This window comes from Acidovorax sp. ST3 (assembly GCF_003231145.1).
In the GTDB taxonomy this organism is placed as follows: domain Bacteria; phylum Pseudomonadota; class Gammaproteobacteria; order Burkholderiales; family Burkholderiaceae_C; genus Acidovorax.
This window is the reverse complement of the sequence record NZ_QKVP01000005.1, coordinates 153,550-168,859: the sequence shown is the minus strand read 5'-3', so window position 1 is coordinate 168,859 and position 15,310 is coordinate 153,550. Positions and strand designations below refer to the sequence as shown.

14 protein-coding genes and 1 tRNA gene are annotated in these 15,310 nt (G+C 65.1%); 3 read left to right on the top strand and 12 right to left on the bottom strand.

The window, feature by feature from the left end:
• Window positions 1-5: 5 nt before the first annotated feature.
• The 11 genes from DNK89_RS16915 to DNK89_RS16865 all read right to left on the bottom strand — a co-directional run bounded on the left by DNK89_RS16915 (window position 6) and on the right by DNK89_RS16865 (window position 12,317).
• Window positions 6-1,079 (bottom strand): branched-chain amino acid ABC transporter permease, encoded by a 1,074-nt coding sequence (locus DNK89_RS16915; protein ID WP_015014946.1) that lies wholly within the window; start codon window positions 1,077-1,079, stop codon window positions 6-8.
• A gap of 16 nt (window positions 1,080-1,095) precedes the next feature.
• Window positions 1,096-2,082 (bottom strand): branched-chain amino acid ABC transporter permease, encoded by a 987-nt coding sequence (locus DNK89_RS16910; protein WP_056640195.1) that lies wholly within the window; start codon window positions 2,080-2,082, stop codon window positions 1,096-1,098.
• 115 nt (window positions 2,083-2,197) lie between these two features.
• Window positions 2,198-2,935: an ABC transporter ATP-binding protein gene (locus DNK89_RS16905; RefSeq protein ID WP_110961063.1), complete on the bottom strand. Its 738-nt coding sequence runs from the start codon at window positions 2,933-2,935 to the stop codon at window positions 2,198-2,200.
• The gene (locus tag DNK89_RS16900) at window positions 2,932-3,714 is read right to left on the bottom strand and encodes an ABC transporter ATP-binding protein (RefSeq protein ID WP_015014949.1); all 783 of its coding nucleotides are present in this window, start codon (window positions 3,712-3,714) and stop codon (window positions 2,932-2,934) included. Before DNK89_RS16900 ends, DNK89_RS16905 begins: the two co-directional genes overlap by 4 nt.
• An 82-nt stretch (window positions 3,715-3,796) precedes the next feature.
• On the bottom strand, window positions 3,797-5,281 hold the full coding sequence (locus DNK89_RS16895) for a PHB depolymerase family esterase (RefSeq protein WP_110961062.1): 1,485 nt from the start codon (window positions 5,279-5,281) through the stop codon (window positions 3,797-3,799).
• A gap of 163 nt (window positions 5,282-5,444) precedes the next feature.
• The gene (locus DNK89_RS16890) at window positions 5,445-6,638 is read right to left on the bottom strand and encodes a substrate-binding domain-containing protein (RefSeq protein WP_110961061.1); all 1,194 of its coding nucleotides are present in this window, start codon (window positions 6,636-6,638) and stop codon (window positions 5,445-5,447) included.
• 151 nt (window positions 6,639-6,789) lie between these two features.
• On the bottom strand, window positions 6,790-8,301 hold the full coding sequence (locus DNK89_RS16885; RefSeq protein WP_110961060.1) for a sigma-54-dependent Fis family transcriptional regulator: 1,512 nt from the start codon (window positions 8,299-8,301) through the stop codon (window positions 6,790-6,792).
• A 134-nt stretch (window positions 8,302-8,435) separates the two neighbouring features.
• Complete coding sequence (locus DNK89_RS16880; protein ID WP_110961059.1) at window positions 8,436-9,065, bottom strand: DUF2325 domain-containing protein; 630 nt, start codon at window positions 9,063-9,065, stop codon at window positions 8,436-8,438.
• 200 nt (window positions 9,066-9,265) lie between these two features.
• A complete protein-coding gene (locus DNK89_RS16875) occupies window positions 9,266-10,771 on the bottom strand; it encodes a tripartite tricarboxylate transporter permease (protein WP_110961058.1) in 1,506 nt (501 codons plus the stop codon).
• A 65-nt stretch (window positions 10,772-10,836) separates the two neighbouring features.
• A complete protein-coding gene (locus tag DNK89_RS16870; RefSeq protein ID WP_110961057.1) occupies window positions 10,837-11,358 on the bottom strand; it encodes a tripartite tricarboxylate transporter TctB family protein in 522 nt (173 codons plus the stop codon).
• Window positions 11,358-12,317 (bottom strand): tripartite tricarboxylate transporter substrate binding protein, encoded by a 960-nt coding sequence (locus tag DNK89_RS16865; protein WP_110961056.1) that lies wholly within the window; start codon window positions 12,315-12,317, stop codon window positions 11,358-11,360. The genes DNK89_RS16870 and DNK89_RS16865 overlap by 1 nt, the downstream gene beginning before the upstream one ends.
• Window positions 12,318-12,446: 129 nt before the next feature.
• On the opposite strand from DNK89_RS16865, the gene DNK89_RS16860 reads away from it, so the two are divergent.
• The 3 genes from DNK89_RS16860 to DNK89_RS16850 are packed head-to-tail and all read left to right on the top strand — an operon-like array spanning window position 12,447 to window position 15,012.
• Window positions 12,447-13,130: a response regulator transcription factor gene (locus tag DNK89_RS16860; RefSeq protein WP_060987090.1), complete on the top strand. Its 684-nt coding sequence runs from the start codon at window positions 12,447-12,449 to the stop codon at window positions 13,128-13,130.
• Window positions 13,127-14,587, top strand: coding sequence for a sensor histidine kinase (locus tag DNK89_RS16855; RefSeq protein WP_110961055.1), 1,461 nt, complete (start codon window positions 13,127-13,129; stop codon window positions 14,585-14,587). Before DNK89_RS16860 ends, DNK89_RS16855 begins: the two co-directional genes overlap by 4 nt.
• Entirely contained in the window at window positions 14,584-15,012 is a 429-nt protein-coding gene (locus tag DNK89_RS16850) for an RNA-binding S4 domain-containing protein (protein ID WP_110961054.1), read from the top strand. Before DNK89_RS16855 ends, DNK89_RS16850 begins: the two co-directional genes overlap by 4 nt.
• 104 nt (window positions 15,013-15,116) lie before the next feature.
• Here DNK89_RS16850 and DNK89_RS16845 read toward each other — a convergent pair.
• Window positions 15,117-15,209, bottom strand: a tRNA-Ser gene (locus tag DNK89_RS16845).
• Window positions 15,210-15,310 lie beyond the last annotated feature (101 nt).

Genomic DNA, 15,310 nt, shown 5'->3' with positions numbered 1-15,310 from the left:
GCCACTCACCCCACCTTGCGCGCAGCTGCCGCGCGCAGGCGCCCCACCACACCGGTGGGGAAGTAGTAAACGGACAGAACGAACAGCACGCCCAGCCACAGCAGCCAGCGGTCGGGCGACAGCAGCGCAGACAGCCAGGGCAGGCCTGAGGCGGCCTCGCTGCCCAGGCGCAGCAGATCCTGCAGGTAGCTTTGCGCCACCAGGAAGAGCACCGCGCCAATGGCCGAGCCGTAGATCGTGCCCATGCCGCCGATCACCACGATGAGCAGGCAGTCCATCATGATTTCGAAGCTGAGCGAGGTGTCCGGCCCGTTGTAGCGCAGCCAGAGCGCCAGCATGGCACCCGCCATGGTGGCAAACAGTGCCGACAGCACGCTGGACGTGGTGCGGTACACCACCACGCGGTAGCCAATGGCCTCGGCGCGGAACTCGTTCTCGCGGATGGCCTGCAGCACGCGGCCGAAGGGCGAGTTGACGATGCGCAGCAGCGCCAGCACCAGCGCCACAGCCGTGACGAAGAGCAGGTAGTAGCAGATCAGCCGCCCGTCGATGCTCACGCCCAGGAAGGGGTCGTCAAACGGCTCGAAACTTGGCGACAGGAACTCGGGCACCTTGAAGGTCAGGCCGTCTTCGCCGCCGGTGATGTCCGACAGCTGTGAGGCCAGCGTCTGGAACGCGGCGGCCACGGCCAGCGTGATCATGGCAAAGAAGATGGCCCGCACGCGCAGCGAGAACAGCCCCACCGCCAGCGACAGCAACAGCGAGAGCACGAGCGCCCCGGCCAGCCCCACCAGCAGCGCCGACCACGTGGGCCCCATACGGGTGGTGGCCACTGCAATGCCGTAGGCCCCGATGCCAAAGAACATGGTGTGCGCAAAGCTCACGATGCCGGTGTAGCCCAAGAGCAGATCGAAGCTGGCGACCAGCACCACAAAGATCAGCACCTTGGCCGCCACGGACAGCGCCTTGACACCCGGGAAGAGGAACGGCGCGAACGCCAGGCCCACAAAGATGGCCACCAGAATCACCGCCAGCACCTTGCTGCGCGGATAGTCGCCGGAGAGAAGTCGGTTCAGCATGTCAGTCGGCTCCTCATCAGCGGTTGGCCACGGGATAGACGCCCTGCGGACGCCACAAGAGAATGGCCACCATCAACGCGATGTTGGAGAACAGTGCCACCTTGGGCACCAGGAAGCCGGTGTAGTTGGCCATCAGCCCCACCAGCAGCGCGCCGATGAGCGCGCCACCCGTGCTGCCCAGGCCGCCGATGATGATCACGATGAAGATCAGCACGTTGACCTGTGCGCCCATCTGGGGCACCACGTTCTGCTGGTACAGACCCCACATCACGCCGCCCAGGCCCGCCAAAGCCGAGCCCACCACGAACACGCCCACAAACAGGCGGCGGATGCGGTAGCCCAGGCTTTCGACCATCTCGCGGTCCTGCACGCCAGCGCGGATCAGCAGGCCGACCTTGGTGCGCGACAGCGTCCAGGCCAGCACACCAAACACCAGCAAGCCCACGGCCACCGCCACCAGACGGTATTTTTCAATCGCGGCATCGCCCACCAGCAGCGAGCCACGCATGCCCTCGGGCAGCGGCAGCGGGATCTGCGCGGGGCCCCAGATGACCTTGATGAGCTCTTCACCAATGATCATGCCGCCCATGGTGATGAGGATCTGCTTCAGGTGCTGGCCGTACACCGGGCGCACGATGAAGCGCTCGAACGCGAGACCCACGGCCCCCGCCACCGCCATGGCCACCACCATGGCGGGCAGCACGGCCATCAGGTTGCGCCACAGCTCGGCGCTCTGGGTGTAGTCGCCCATCGCGCCCAGCACGCTGGTGGCCACAAAGGCGCCAAGCGCTATGAACACGCCGTGCCCGAAGTTCAGCACGTCCATCAGGCCAAACACCAGCGTGAGGCCCGAGGCGATGATGAAGATGATCATGCCCATGGCCAGCCCCGCCACCGTGAGCGTGAGCCAGGTGCTGGGCGAGCCGATGAAGGGCAGCACCAGCAGCGCCAGCGCCGGCACCAGCGCCAGCGGCTTCCAGTCGAAATCACGGGTGATGCTCATGCCCGACCTCCAGCAGCTACTGCCGCACCACGCACATCAGCTACATATTTAATAGCTGCCACGGCAATAGATACCTGCGCTACCGCCCGAAAACACCTGAAATTGCTCATACGACTCATAGCGCCAACCCCAGCAGCGAGCGCTGCAGTTCTTCGTCTTGCGCCAGTGCGGCCATGCTGCCCGCATGCACCACCTGGCCGTTGTCCATCACGGCCACGGTGTCACCCAGCCGCTTGGCAAAGTTAATGTTCTGCTCGACCAGCAGGATGGTCACGCCGCTCTTCTTGAGCTGGTCGAACGCATCGATCATGTTGTTGATGATGGCGGGCGCAAGGCCCTTGCTGGGTTCATCGACGATGAGCAGATCGCGCGGCTCGACGATGGCGCGGCTCACGGCCACCATCTGCTTCTGGCCGCCGCTGAGCTTGCCGGCGGGGTGGTTCCAGAACTTCTCCACGGCGGGGAAGAGCTTGAAGATCCACTGCAGCCGGGCCTCGTCCATCTGCGCGGCATTGCGCGCGCTGCGGGCGGCCAGCAGCATGTTTTCCTTCACCGTGAGGTCGGCAAAGATGCCCATGTTCTCGGGCACATAGGCGATGTTCATGCCCGCAATGGCGGGGGTGTTCATCGCCGTGATGTCTTTGCCGCCAAAGCGGATGGAGCCCTTCGACGCATGCCACAGGCCCATGATGGTGCGCAGCGTGGTCGTCTTGCCCGCACCATTGCGGCCCAGCAGCATGGTGAGCTGCCCCTTGGGCACCGCCAGATCCACGCCGTGCAGGATGTGGTACGCGCCGATGTGCGTGTGCACGCCCTTGAGTTCGAGCAGGTTGGTCGTTGGCGTCGTGCTCATGCGGCCTCCTTCTCTGCGTCCTTGGAGACGCCCAGGTAGGCCTCTTGCACCACGGGCGATGCAATCACCTCGGCCGGTGGGCCGTCGGCCACCAGCGTGCCATTGGTCAGCACGATGATGCGGTCGGCCAGCTCGCGCACGACGTCCATCTTGTGCTCCACCAGCAGGATGATCTTGGTCTTGTCCTTCTTGAGCTCGCGGATCAGGTTCAGGATCACGGGCGCCTCGTCATGGCTCATGCCAGCCGTGGGCTCGTCGAACATGTAGACCTGCGGCTCCAGCGCCATGAGCAGTGCCACTTCGAGCTTGCGCTGGTCGCCGTGCGGCAGGCTGGCCACGGGCGTGTCGGCCCGGTCGGTCATAGCCACGGCCTGCAGGATCACGCGGGCGCGCTGGGTCAGCGCGTTGTGGTCGCTCCAGATGCTCCACAGGTTCATGCCCCGGCGGTGCTTGCCCTCTTGTGTGGCCTGCACGGCCAGGCGCACGTTCTCCAGCACGCTGAGGTTAGGGAACAGGTTGGTGAGCTGGAACGCCCGGCCCAGGCCCGCATGCGTACGTGCCGAGACGGACTGACCCGTGAGGTCCTGCCCGCCCAGCATCACGCTGCCGCTGGTGGCCTTGAGTTGCCCCGAAATCAGGTTGAAGTAGGTGGTCTTGCCCGCGCCGTTGGGGCCCACGATGGCGGTCAGCGTGCCAGGCTCGAAAGAGCAGGTCACGCCGTTGACCGCCACATGGCCGCCGAAGCGGATGGTCAAGTCCTTGGTGGCCAAGGTGCTCATGGGTGGGGGTTCACTTTCACGGTCTGAGTCAATTGATGGAATGGGTGGGGCGCCCTGCCCTGCGGCAGCGCGCCCCGGCACTTTAAGGACAAGTGCCGATCACGTAGTAGTTGGTGCTGGTCTGCTTTAGCGTGTTGGTGACGAACACGTTCCACAGGCCCATGTTCTGGTTGGAGCCCAGCGCATAGGTGTAGCCCCCGGCGGCATAAGCGCGCCCGGCCAGGGTGTGTGCATAGTTGCTGGCCGTAGTGCAGGTGGCCGTGCCGCCGCCCGATGCGGCCAGCGTGGTGCCCGATGCAGCGGCCGATGTGGCGCCTTCGGCCCCGTTGGCATCGGCAGCGCGCACCGTCCAGCTGTAGGTGGTGGAGGCAGCCAGGCCGGTGTCGGTGTAGCTGGTGGCGGTCACAGGCAGCGCGTTGACCTTGTTGGCGTTGCGGTACACGTTGTAGCTGGCCGCGCCGGTGACGGCGGCCCAGCCGATGGCCATGCTGTTGGCCGTGGCGCCAGAAGTGCTCACGCCCGTGGGGGCAGGCAGGGCCACAGGGTCGGGGGGCGTGGTACCGCCCGTGCCGCTGGAAACGCGATCCACCATGGCCTTGATGGCCGCCATTTGCGGGCCGGACTTCTTGGAGTAGTTGGCGCTGTCATAGCCCCACCAGTCCCAGCAGCTGTTGGTGGCTGCGGTGCTGGTCTGCGGGTACAGCATCACGATGTTGTTGGTGTCGGCCCAGCGGTTGTAGCCAGTGTTGCGCACGTACTGCTGCTGCACATCGCTGATGTTCTGCTTGCAGCCATGCAGCACCACGTGCAGCTTGCACGTGGCCGTGCCGCCCGCCTGGCAGGCCTGGGGCACATAGGCCCAGCCCGTGGTGGCCATGCCGTGGTTGCTGATGAATTCGCTCTGGTTGAACTCGATGTAATTGCCGGTGGGCAGGGTGGCGTTGTTGCGGGCGTTCAGCGTGCCGTACAGGTGCTGCAGCATGGCGCCGGCCAGGTCGAAGTTGCAGTCGCTGATGTAGGGCGCGCCCTTGGTGGAGCAGGCGTTGCCGTAGTCGTCCGTCACCATCGCGTGTTCTGCCGCAATGTCCTTCTTGTAGACCACGTTGGCGGCGGGCACGAAGCTGTTGTAGTAGGTGCGCAGCGCGTCCATCACCCCGGTTTTGACCACGCTGTCGAGCGTGCCCGAGAACAGGTAGACCTTGGAGTTCTGCAGATTGGCCACGGGGTCAATGACTCCCTGACTGGCCCAGGTGTTGGTGGTGCTGACCAGCGTGCTGGTGGGAATGCCTGCAGGACTGGCCATGCAGCGCCCGGTGGCGTTGACGATGGACCCTTCGGCGCAATAGAACGGGCCGCCCGCCACAACGCCCGCGCCCTTGGCAAACGTGGCCGAGTACGCCACGTGCAGTTGCACGGCCATGAAGCCGCCCGAGGACAGGCCCGACACCGTGGTCTGTGTCTTGTCGATCTTGAGTGCTGGCAGGTTGACGGCAGCGTGAACACTGCCCACGCCACACAGTGCCATCGCAGCCCCTGCCGCAGCCGCCCGGATGAAATTGAAAGCCATGTTGTCTTGTCTCCAAATAATTTTTGAGAAAAACCGACCCAGCCCCCGTGTACACCCGGGGGTTCATGCATCAATTCACTGGAAAAAAAGGGGCGGCCGCCCCCGCGAGGATGGATCCCCGCTGGGCTGAACAATCGTCAGCCAGCGGGGCCACGCAAACCGTTTATCGCTTGTTGCGAATCGGAACTTGCATCTCTTCAGGCTTGATCTCGCGCACCAGCTCGGGCACGCCCCAGGCAAAGGCCGGGTCCACCTTGATCTTGAAGTGGTACATGCTCTGCATGGCCTGGTGGTCTTCCTTGCGGAAGGTCATCTTGCCCTTGGGGGTCTCGAAGCTCATGCCCTCCATGGTCTTGATGAGCTTGTTGGCGTTGGTGTCGCCGTTCGTGGCCTTGAGGGCCGTGACCAATGCCATGGCAGAGCTGAAGCCACCGGCCGTGAAGAAGTCTGGCGGGGTCTTGAACTCCTTGTAGTGCGCGGCCACCATGGCTTCGTTCACGGGGTTCTTGGGGATGCCGAAGTAGTAGTACGTGGCACCTTCCATGCCGGGGAAGTTCTTGTATGCAGCCATGGCGGGCAGGATGTTGCCGCCGGTGGCGATCTCGATGCCATAGCGCTTCAAGTCCATGTCAGCGATCTTGAACGGGTTACCTGCACCGGCCCAGATGATGAATATGACCTTGCGGCCGGGCACGTCCTTGAGCTTGTCGATCAGGCGTTGGGCACCGGCGGTGAAGTCGGTGGTGGTGGTGGGCAGGTATTCCTCGTGCACCAGCTTGGCGTTCTTCAGCGCGTCCTTGAAGGCCTTCACACCGTCACGGCCAAAAGCATAGTCCTGCGCCAGCGTGGCTACCGTGACGCCGGCCTTGTCGATGGCCACGGCGTTGGAGATGGCGTCCTGGCTGCTGTTGCGGCCGGTGCGGAAGATGTACTTGTTCCACTTGTCGCCGGTGATGGCGTCGGCCACGGCGGGCTCCACCAGCAGGATCTTCTTGTATTCCTCGGCCACTGGCAGCAGGGCCAGGGCCACGCCGCTGGAGGTGGGGCCGACGGCGATGTCAGCCTTGTCGTCCGAGTAGGCGGAGGCCAGCAGGCTCTTGCCCAGGTCGGGCTTGCCCTGGTCGTCCTTCTCGATCACGACGAGCTTCTTGCCATTGACGGTCATGCTGCCGCCGGTGGCGTAGTTCAGGCCCATCATCAGGCCGGTCTGGGTCTGCTTGCCGTAGGCTTCCAGCGGGCCGGTCTTGCTGTAGATGTGGGCGATGCGGATTTCGCCGGTCTGCGCAAACGCGGGGGCAGAAAGTGTGGCGACGGTAACGGCTGCGGAAGCGAGGGCGACCAGAGTGCGACGTTGCATGGCGATGTCTCCTGTTGTGATGCTTCTTTATTGCACAGTCTGTGCCAGCATCCAAGTGCTTGATTTCAAAGATACTTTTACTGACACCCTGGCGACACTGACTGATTTCAATACACATTAAATGTCCAATAATTAGACATTTGTCTGATTTTTATTCAGGGTTTTCCAGACGTCCATAGAGCGTGGCGCGCGAGATGCCCAGCTGCCGCGCGGTGGCCAGCTTGTTGCCGCCATGGGCCTTCAGGGCGGCGGCAATGGCCTTGCGCTCCAGCTCGGCCACCTGCTCGGCCAGCGGGCGCAGGTAGCGGCTTTCGTCGTCGGCATCGGTGGCGTGGCCAGGGTCCTGCACCGGGGCGGGGGCGGCGGGCTCCACGCCGGCCTCGCGCAAAATGCGCTCCAGCTGCGCGGCGTCGATGGACTGCGAGTCGCTGCGCATGACCGCCTGCTCCAGCACATTGCGCAGCTCTCGGATGTTGCCGCGCCAGGGCTGGCCCGCCAGCAGGGCCATGGCGTCGGGCAGCAACTCGGGCGGTGCAGTGCCGTTGCGCAGGGCCAGGTCTTCACCCAGGGCCTCCACCAACGCAGGAATGTCGCTGCGCCGCACGCGCAGCGGCGGCACACGCACAGGCAGCACATGCAGGCGGTAGAACAAGTCCTCGCGAAACTTGCCCTCGCGCACCAGCGCGGCCAGGTCGCGCGAGGTGGCGGCCAGGATGCGCACATTGAAGGGCACGAGCTTGTTGCTGCCCAGCGGCTCGATCTCGCCCTCTTGCAGCGCGCGCAGCAGCTTGGCCTGCAGGCTCTGCGGCATGTCGCCGATTTCGTCGAGGAACAGCGTGCCGCCGTCGGCCAGCTTGAACTTGCCGTCGCGGCCCTTGCGGTCAGCGCCGGTGTAGGCGCCCGGCGCCACGCCAAAGAACTCCGCTTCGAGCAGCGTGTCGGGCACGGCGGCGATGTTCACGCTGACGAACGGGCCGCTGGCGCGGCTCGATGCGGCGTGAATGGCGTGGGCCAGCAGCTCTTTGCCGGTGCCAGTTTCGCCCAGCAGCAGCACGGGGCTGGTGGACTGCGCTGCACGGCGCGCCTGGCGCTTGACCTCGGCCGCCGCAGGGCTGGAGCCGATGAAACTGGCAAAGGTGTACTTGGACCGCCGCTCTCCATCGCCCGCCACGGCAAGACTGCGTCGGCGCTGGCTGGCCAGCTCACGCCGGGCGTCGTCCAGGTCGCGCTGCAGCAGCGCAAACTTGCTGATCAGCGGCTGCAGCGTGGTCTCGGGGTGGTCGAACAGCACGATGCCGATGGCACCGATCACGCGGTCGGCATCGTCGCGTAGCGGGATGCGGCTGACCACAAAGGTACCCGCCTTGTTGGTGAGCAGATCGATCAGCACGGGCTGGCCGGTTTCGAGCACGCGGCGCATCTGGGTGTTGGGGATCACCTCTTCCACCGTGCGGCCGACGAACTGGTCCACCGACGAAAACCCGAGGTCCGGCAGAAAGCGCTGATACCCTTCATTCACCCACACGATGCGCCCGCTGCGGTCCACCAGGAACATGCCCTGGCTGACGCTGGAGAACAGCTGGAACATGGAGCGTGCCGCCAGTTCCAGAATGCCCTGGGCATCCAGCGGCAAGGCGGGGGCGTCATCGGTGAGAAGGGGCATGGGCGGATGGTAGCGCGGCAGTGCACGCGGATCCGTGTCCCAGCCAAGGTCACCGGCAGCACAGCGCGTAGCCCTCAACGGTCCGCTACTCTATTTATAGCATTCAAGGCATGATTTATATGCGCATCAGGCATTTACAGCACCTTGTCAGCTGCCTGACGTTCCTCGGCACGCCCCCAGTGCAGCACCACGACGGACGGCGGCTGCACCGGCTGCACCGCCAGAGGCTGGTCCATCAGGATGCAGGTCTTGCCGGTGCGGCGGCAATGGTCCTGTACCCGCCAGTACTGGTCATGGCTGATGCAGCCGGTCTGGCAAATCACCCAGTCTGCGGCCGCCAGGCTGGTATGCAGTGCCACGTCGCTGATGGCTGGCGCGTCCTCCTCGACAGCCACCTCTGTGCATGGGTGCACGCCCTGGGGTGCTGCAGGGGCCTGAGACGACGCACCCGGCATCGAAGCAGCCAGCTTCCATCGCAGGCACTCGCGCGACAAGGCGGTGATGCGCTCTGCCAGCACGGCGATATGGCGGGCCATAGACTGTCGCCGCGGCAGGCCCGGCTGAGCTGCCTGCCACTGTGCCAGGGCATCCTGCGCCCACGCCAGGCGCGTGTCCCGGATGATCACTGCAGCACGCAAGCGCATCACCTCCGCTGACAGCGCTTCCAGTTGCGCTGCTTGGGCGGCCACCAGCTTGCTGCAGCGTTGCTGCGCCTCACCCCACTGCCGGCACAACGCCATAAATTCCTGGGGAAGTGAATCCATGCATCACTTTGCAAATAAGAATTATTCGCATTTTATGATATCATCCAACCCCGTTGAGCAAGTCTCCTGGTGGGGAGGCTCGGGATCTACAACCCGGTGCCAGGCTTGCAACAACAACCCAAGCTGAAAACAAAAAACCGCGCCGTGGAGCGCGGTTTTTTTACGTGCAGCGTGCGCCGCGAGTGCGCAGACGCAGGGGTCTATGAAGACGCCAGCTTGCGTGCAGCCATGCGGCGCATCACGCGCGGAACCACCAGCACCAGAGTCACGATCAACACCAGTGTCAGCGACATCGGACGCTGCAGGAAGATCCACCAGCTGCCCTCGCCCAGCGCCACGGCATTGCGCATCTGCGCCTCGGCCAAGGGGCCCAGGATCATGCCCACCACCACCGGCGCGGTCGGGAAGTCAAACCGGCGCATCACCACCCCCAGAATGCCGATGGCGTACAGCAGGAACAGGTCGAACGCGCTCTGGCGCATGCCGTAGGCGCCCACCGTGGCGAAGATCAGGATGCCTGCGTACAGCTGCGGACGCGGCACCTTCAGCAGCTTGACCCACAGACCCACCATCGGCAGGTTGAGCACCAGCAGCATGATGTTGCCGATGTACAGCGAGGCGATCAGCGCCCACACCAGTGCCGCCGAGCTGGTGAACAGCTGCGGGCCCGGGTTGATGCCGTAGTTCTGGAATGCGCCCAGCAGCACGGCCGTGGTGTTGCTGGTAGGAATGCCCAGCGTCAGCAGCGGAATCAGCGCAGCCGTCACGGTGGCGTTGTTCGCCGCCTCAGGACCGGCCACGCCTTCAATGGCGCCCTTGCCCCCAAACTCGGCCTTGTCCTCGCCCTTGGCCAGCTTCTTCTCGGTGGCGTAGCTGAGGAAGGTGGGGATCTCGGTGCCGCCCGCAGGGATACAGCCAAACGGTGTGCCGATGAGCGTACCGCGCAGCCACGCGGGCCAGGACCGTTTCCAGTCCCGTGCGGTCATGTGCACACGGCTCATCTTGTTCTGCGTCTCGTTCACACTGCCTTCGTAAATGGCAGCGTAGAGCACCTCCGCCACGGCAAACAGACCCACGGCCACCAGAACGATGTCGATGCCGTCCAGCAACTCCATCTGGCCTGCGGTGTAGCGCGCAGCACCAGAGATCTGGTCCATGCCCACGCAGCCCAGCGCCAGCCCCACAAAGAGGGCCGTCATGCCGCGCAACGCGCTCTGGCCGAGCACCGCGCTGACAGTGGTGAAGGCCAGCACCATCAGCATGAAGTACTCCGGCGGCCCGAGCTTGACGGCAAATTCCGCCACGCCCGGTGCGAACAGCGTCACGACCACCGTGGCAATGGTGCCCGCCACGAAGGAGCCAATCGCCGAGGTTGCCAGCGCCGCACCGGCGCGGCCACTCTTGGCCATCTTGTTGCCCTCCATCGCGGTCACCATACTTGCCGTCTCCCCCGGCGTGTTCAGCAGGATCGACGTGGTGGACCCTCCGTACATGGCGCCGTAGTAGATACCGGCAAAAAAGATCATCGAGGCCGTGACCTCGACCTTGGCGGTAATGGGCAGCAACATGGCCACAGCCACGGCAGGCCCGATGCCAGGCAGCACGCCCACGGCCGTGCCGAGGGCACAGCCCACCAGCGCCCACAGCAGGTTGGCTGGCGTGATGGCGGTGGCAAAGCCCGCCAGAAGCGCATCAAAGATTTCCATCAGAACCTCTTCTTGATGTTGTTGTCAGGGGTCTTGCCGGGCTGCGGCAGAGGAGGCGGGTGGCCTTACAGCCAGCCCGTTCCCGTCAGGCCCGGCAGGTTGATGGCGAGAAACTGCGTGAAGGCCCAGAACACGGGTGCCGAGATCGCCAGCCCGGTCAGCACATCCTTCACCCACGTGCCGACGGAGCCGGCTTGGGGCTGCCGTGCTGCGCGGCGGAGGCCTTGCACAGCTAGCACGTAGCAGATCGTGCAGCTCACGATGAAGCCCACGGTACCGATCAGCGCGGCGTTAACCAGAAGGCCCGCAGACACCCACACGAAAGAGCCGATGTCGGCCTTGGGGTGCCCGCTGGCTTCGGCCATCTCGCGGTAGCCGCCGGTGCGTGCCTCCCACACCAGCCACGCGCCGCAAATGGCCAGCACCACGGTACACAGCCACGGCAGAAAGTTGGGGCCGACGCCGCCGTAACCGGCCTCGCCGGAAATCTGCAAGGCGCCGAAGGCCATGCCTCCGGCCACCAGCAGCACACCGGCGCCGACGATGGTCTGCGCGCGCGGCGATGGAATGGTGCTGCCTTCAGTCATCACACCATCCCGGACTTGACCATGGTGGCGCGCAGGCTGGCGAATTCCTGGTCCACGAAGCTGGCAAACGCATCGCCAGCCATCCATGCGGGGGTCCAGTCATTCTTGGCCAGCGCCTCGCTCCAGGCCTTGCTCTTTGTGGCCTTCTCGATGGAGGCGATCAGCGCGTCACGCTGGGCCTTGTCGATACCGGGAGCACCGTACACACCACGCCAGTTGCCGATCTCGACGTTGATGCCCTGTTCCTTGAGCGTGGGCACCTCGACGCCCTTGAGGCGCTTGCCGGACGTGACCCCGATGGCCCGCATCTTGCCCGCAGCGATGTACTCGGCAAACTCGCTGTAGCCGCTGCCGCCGATGGTGACGTTGCCGCCCAGGATGGCGGCAGTTGCCTCGCCGCCCCCACGGAACGCCACGTAGTTGATCTTGGCCGGGTCCACACCCACTTCACGGGCAATCATGGCGGCTGCGATGTGTTCGGTGGAGCCGCGCGAGCCGCCACCCCATTTCACGCTACCGGGGTCCTTCTTGAGCTGGTCCACCACGTCCTTCATCGACTTGAAAGGCGAGTTGGAAGGCAGCACAAACACGTTGTATTCGCTGGTCAGGCGTGCCAGCGGCGTGACCTTGTCCAGGCCCACCGGGGGCTTGCCCGTGATGATGCCGCCCAGCATCACCGCACCCATCACCATCACGGCATTCGGGTCGCCCTTGCTGCCGTTGACGAACTGCGCCAGACCGATCGCGCCGGCGGCACCGCCCTTGTTGTCATAGGTGACCGAGCTGGCAACACCTGCGTCCTGCATTGCCTTGCCCAACGCGCGACCGGTGGTGTCCCAGCCTCCTCCCGGGTTGGCGGGGATCATCATCTTGATGGCAGCTGCCGTCTGGGCCGAGACGGGCAGCGCACCCGCTGCGGCCAGGGCGGCCAGGGATTTCAGAAAGGTATCGCGACGCATGGTGTCTGTCTCCTGATAAGGTTTGCGAACCGCCCGATGATGCGCGCACTGCCTGTCAAACGGCTGTCCTCAGACTCAGGGAAAACACTCATGCGCGGGGCCCGACGAGACGGTGCTATGGTGCCGCGCATGCAATTGCTCCTTGTAGAAGACGACCCCACCATGCAAGCCACGCTGCACCGCGCGCTGACCCGGCGCGGCATGGAGGTCACAGCCGTGGGCGACGGGCGCGCGGCGCTCAGCCAGTGGACCGCGCTGCAGCCCGATGCCGTCATCCTGGACCTGACCCTGCCCGGCCTGGACGGCCTGCAAGTGCTGCAGCAGGCCCGGTCGCGCGGCCTGCGCACCCCCGTGCTCATCCTGACAGCGCGCGGCACCGTCGGCGACCGGGTGATGGGCCTGAACGCCGGAGCCGACGACTACCTGCCCAAACCTTTTGACCTGGACGAACTGGAGGCCCGTCTGCGCGCCCTGGTGCGCCGCAGCGCAGACCCCGCAGTGGCGCCCCTTGCTCCCAGCACCGTGCAGATCGGCGCCATCCGCTACGACAAGGACAGCGGCGCCCTGTACCTCCACGGCGAGGTGATGGAGCTCACGCCGCGCGAACTCGCTTTGATGCACGCCCTGCTGGCCCAGCCCGGCCATGCGGTGACCAAGGAGCGGCTGTATGAGTTGGTGTTTCCGGGCCAGCTGGACGTGCAATACGAAGCCATCGAGGTCGTGGTGTACCGGCTGCGCAAAAAGCTGGCAGGCACGGGCCTGACGTTGATGACGCTGCGTGGCCTGGGCTACCTGCTGCGGGCCGACACATGAACCCCAAAGGCGTGCGCCACCACTCGCTAAGGCGGCGCCTGCTGCTGGGCATCTTGCTGCCGGTGGTGCTGTTCATCGGCTTCAACACCTGGAGCCTGTACCACCAGACCCTGGCATCCCTCAACACGGCCTACGACCGCACCCTGCTGGCATCCGCCAAGAGCATCAGCGAACAGCTGGATGTGAAGGGTTTTGACGAGGAGGCGCAGCTGCGCGCCATCGTGCCCTATTCCGCGCTGGAGGCCTTTGAAGCCGACAACCAGAGCCAGATGTTCTACCGCGTCTCGACCTTGAAGGGCGAGATGGTGTCGGGCTTTGAAGACCTGCCGATGTGGCATGGCAGCATCCCTGCTCGCCCGCCCTACGCGGCCTTGGTGGACTTCTATGACGACCGCTTTCGTGACCGCGATGTGCGCGTCGCCGTGCTGCTGCAGCCGGTGGCCAGCTCCCACGGGCGGGCCATGGCGGTGATCCAGGTGGCCGAGACGCTGGAAGTGCGCGAGACCCTGGCCCTTCAGATCTTGCGCAACACCCTGCTGCGCCAGGCACTGCTGATCGCGGTGATCGCCTTCACCGTGGTGCTGGTGGTGCAGCGCGCCACCCAGCCCGTTCGCCAGCTCAGCCAGCAGCTGCAGGCCCGGCGTGAAGGCGACCTGAGCCCCATCGCCGCTCCCCTGGCCCCGCGTGAGCTGCAACCGCTGGTGGACGCAACCAACGAGGTCATGCAGCGCCTGCGCCACCTGCTGAGGCACCAGAAGCGCTTCGTGCGCGACGCATCGCACCAGTTGCGCACGCCGCTGGCCGTGTTAAAGACCCAGGTGCAATCCGCCCTGCACGGCGATGTGGAGCCACAGCAAGCCCTGCACGAAATCAGCGACACGGTGGACCGCGCCACGCTGCTGGCCAACCAGATGCTGGCCCTGGCCAAGGTGGAGCAGCTGCGCCAGCAAAGTGCGCCGCCCGCTACCCGGTTCGACGAGGTCCTGCGCGCAGTGGCACTGGAAATCTCGCCGCTCATTGCCCAGCGCGACCTCGACTTCGGCATCCACACCGAACCCGCGCTGGTGCAGTCACACGAATGGATGCTGCGCGAGCTGAGCCGCAACCTGCTGCACAACGCCGTGCGGCACGCACCACCTGGCAGCGAGCTGACCGTGGACCTGCGCAGCGACGGACGGCACGTGGCGCTCACGATCAGCGACCACGGCCCCGGCATTGATGACGAACTGGCGGCCCGCCTGTTCCAGCCCTTCTCGGCGGGCGATGTGCGCACCGGCAGTGGCCTGGGCCTGGCCATCTGCCACGAGATCGTGCAGGCGTTGGAAGGTAGCATTGCGCTGACCAACCGGGTCCAGGGCCACAAGGTGACCGGGCTGGATGCGGTTGTCCGCCTGCCACTTCCTGCGCCACTGACTGACAGCGCGCCGGCGATGCAGGCGGCACAATCTCATCCATGAACACGATGGAGACGATGCGGCTGGACAAATGGCTCTGGTGCGCCCGCTTTTACAAAACCCGCAGCCTCGCCACGGAAGAAATCGGCAAGGGCCGGGTCACCGTCAATGGCCAACTGGCCAAACCTGCCCGCGACCTGCGCTGCGGCGACACCGTGGCGCTGCGCCAAGGGCCCGTGGCGCGCACCGTGCTCGTGCGGGGCCTGAGCGGCGCCCGGGGCCCCGCGCCTGTGGCCCAACAGTTGTATCAGGAGACCCCCGACAGCATCGCCGCCCGCGAAAAAGCATCGGAAATGCGCCGCCTGGCCCCCGAACCGGCTGCCACTTTGCAAGAAGGCCGCCCCACCAAACGCGACCGCCGCGAGATCGACAAGGTCCACAAAGGAAGCGATTGGGGCAGCCGATGGAGCGCCTCCATCGACGAGTGACCTGAGCGAGGAGCCTGACAGTTCGCAGGCGATGCCTGCAGGAACGGGGCGGCAGAAAGCGCCAAAGAAAAAGCCCCAAGTACTTGAGCACTTGGGGCTTATCTTGGCGGAAACGGAGGGATTCGAACCCTCGATGAGGCTCTACACCCCATACTCCCTTAGCAGGGGAGCACCTTCGGCCACTCGGTCACGTTTCCAATCCCGCTATTATGCCTCATTTTGGACGGGGTCCCGCCGAGGCTAGCCTTCGCCAAACGATGCCAGGCTCACGCAAACCATGGTTGAGGCCCAAAGGCAC

What these genes read in the sequence shown, in the direction of transcription:
- DNK89_RS16890 (WP_110961061.1), bottom strand. Translation starts at nt 6,638, where the DNA reads ATGCAACGTCGCACTCTGGTCGCCCTCGCTTCCGCAGCCGTTACCGTC.
- DNK89_RS16880 (WP_110961059.1), bottom strand. Translation starts at nt 9,065, where the DNA reads ATGGATTCACTTCCCCAGGAATTTATGGCGTTGTGCCGGCAGTGGGGT.
- DNK89_RS16855 (WP_110961055.1), top strand. Translation starts at nt 13,127, where the DNA reads ATGAACCCCAAAGGCGTGCGCCACCACTCGCTAAGGCGGCGCCTGCTG.
- DNK89_RS16850 (WP_110961054.1), top strand. Translation starts at nt 14,584, where the DNA reads ATGAACACGATGGAGACGATGCGGCTGGACAAATGGCTCTGGTGCGCC.
- DNK89_RS16875 (WP_110961058.1), bottom strand. Translation starts at nt 10,771, where the DNA reads ATGGAAATCTTTGATGCGCTTCTGGCGGGCTTTGCCACCGCCATCACG.
- DNK89_RS16910 (WP_056640195.1), bottom strand. Translation starts at nt 2,082, where the DNA reads ATGAGCATCACCCGTGATTTCGACTGGAAGCCGCTGGCGCTGGTGCCG.
- DNK89_RS16865 (WP_110961056.1), bottom strand. Translation starts at nt 12,317, where the DNA reads ATGCGTCGCGATACCTTTCTGAAATCCCTGGCCGCCCTGGCCGCAGCG.
- DNK89_RS16870 (WP_110961057.1), bottom strand. Translation starts at nt 11,358, where the DNA reads ATGACTGAAGGCAGCACCATTCCATCGCCGCGCGCGCAGACCATCGTC.
- DNK89_RS16905 (WP_110961063.1), bottom strand. Translation starts at nt 2,935, where the DNA reads ATGAGCACGACGCCAACGACCAACCTGCTCGAACTCAAGGGCGTGCAC.
- DNK89_RS16915 (WP_015014946.1), bottom strand. Translation starts at nt 1,079, where the DNA reads ATGCTGAACCGACTTCTCTCCGGCGACTATCCGCGCAGCAAGGTGCTG.
- DNK89_RS16885 (WP_110961060.1), bottom strand. Translation starts at nt 8,301, where the DNA reads ATGCCCCTTCTCACCGATGACGCCCCCGCCTTGCCGCTGGATGCCCAG.
- DNK89_RS16900 (WP_015014949.1), bottom strand. Translation starts at nt 3,714, where the DNA reads ATGAGCACCTTGGCCACCAAGGACTTGACCATCCGCTTCGGCGGCCAT.
- DNK89_RS16895 (WP_110961062.1), bottom strand. Translation starts at nt 5,281, where the DNA reads ATGGCTTTCAATTTCATCCGGGCGGCTGCGGCAGGGGCTGCGATGGCA.
- DNK89_RS16860 (WP_060987090.1), top strand. Translation starts at nt 12,447, where the DNA reads ATGCAATTGCTCCTTGTAGAAGACGACCCCACCATGCAAGCCACGCTG.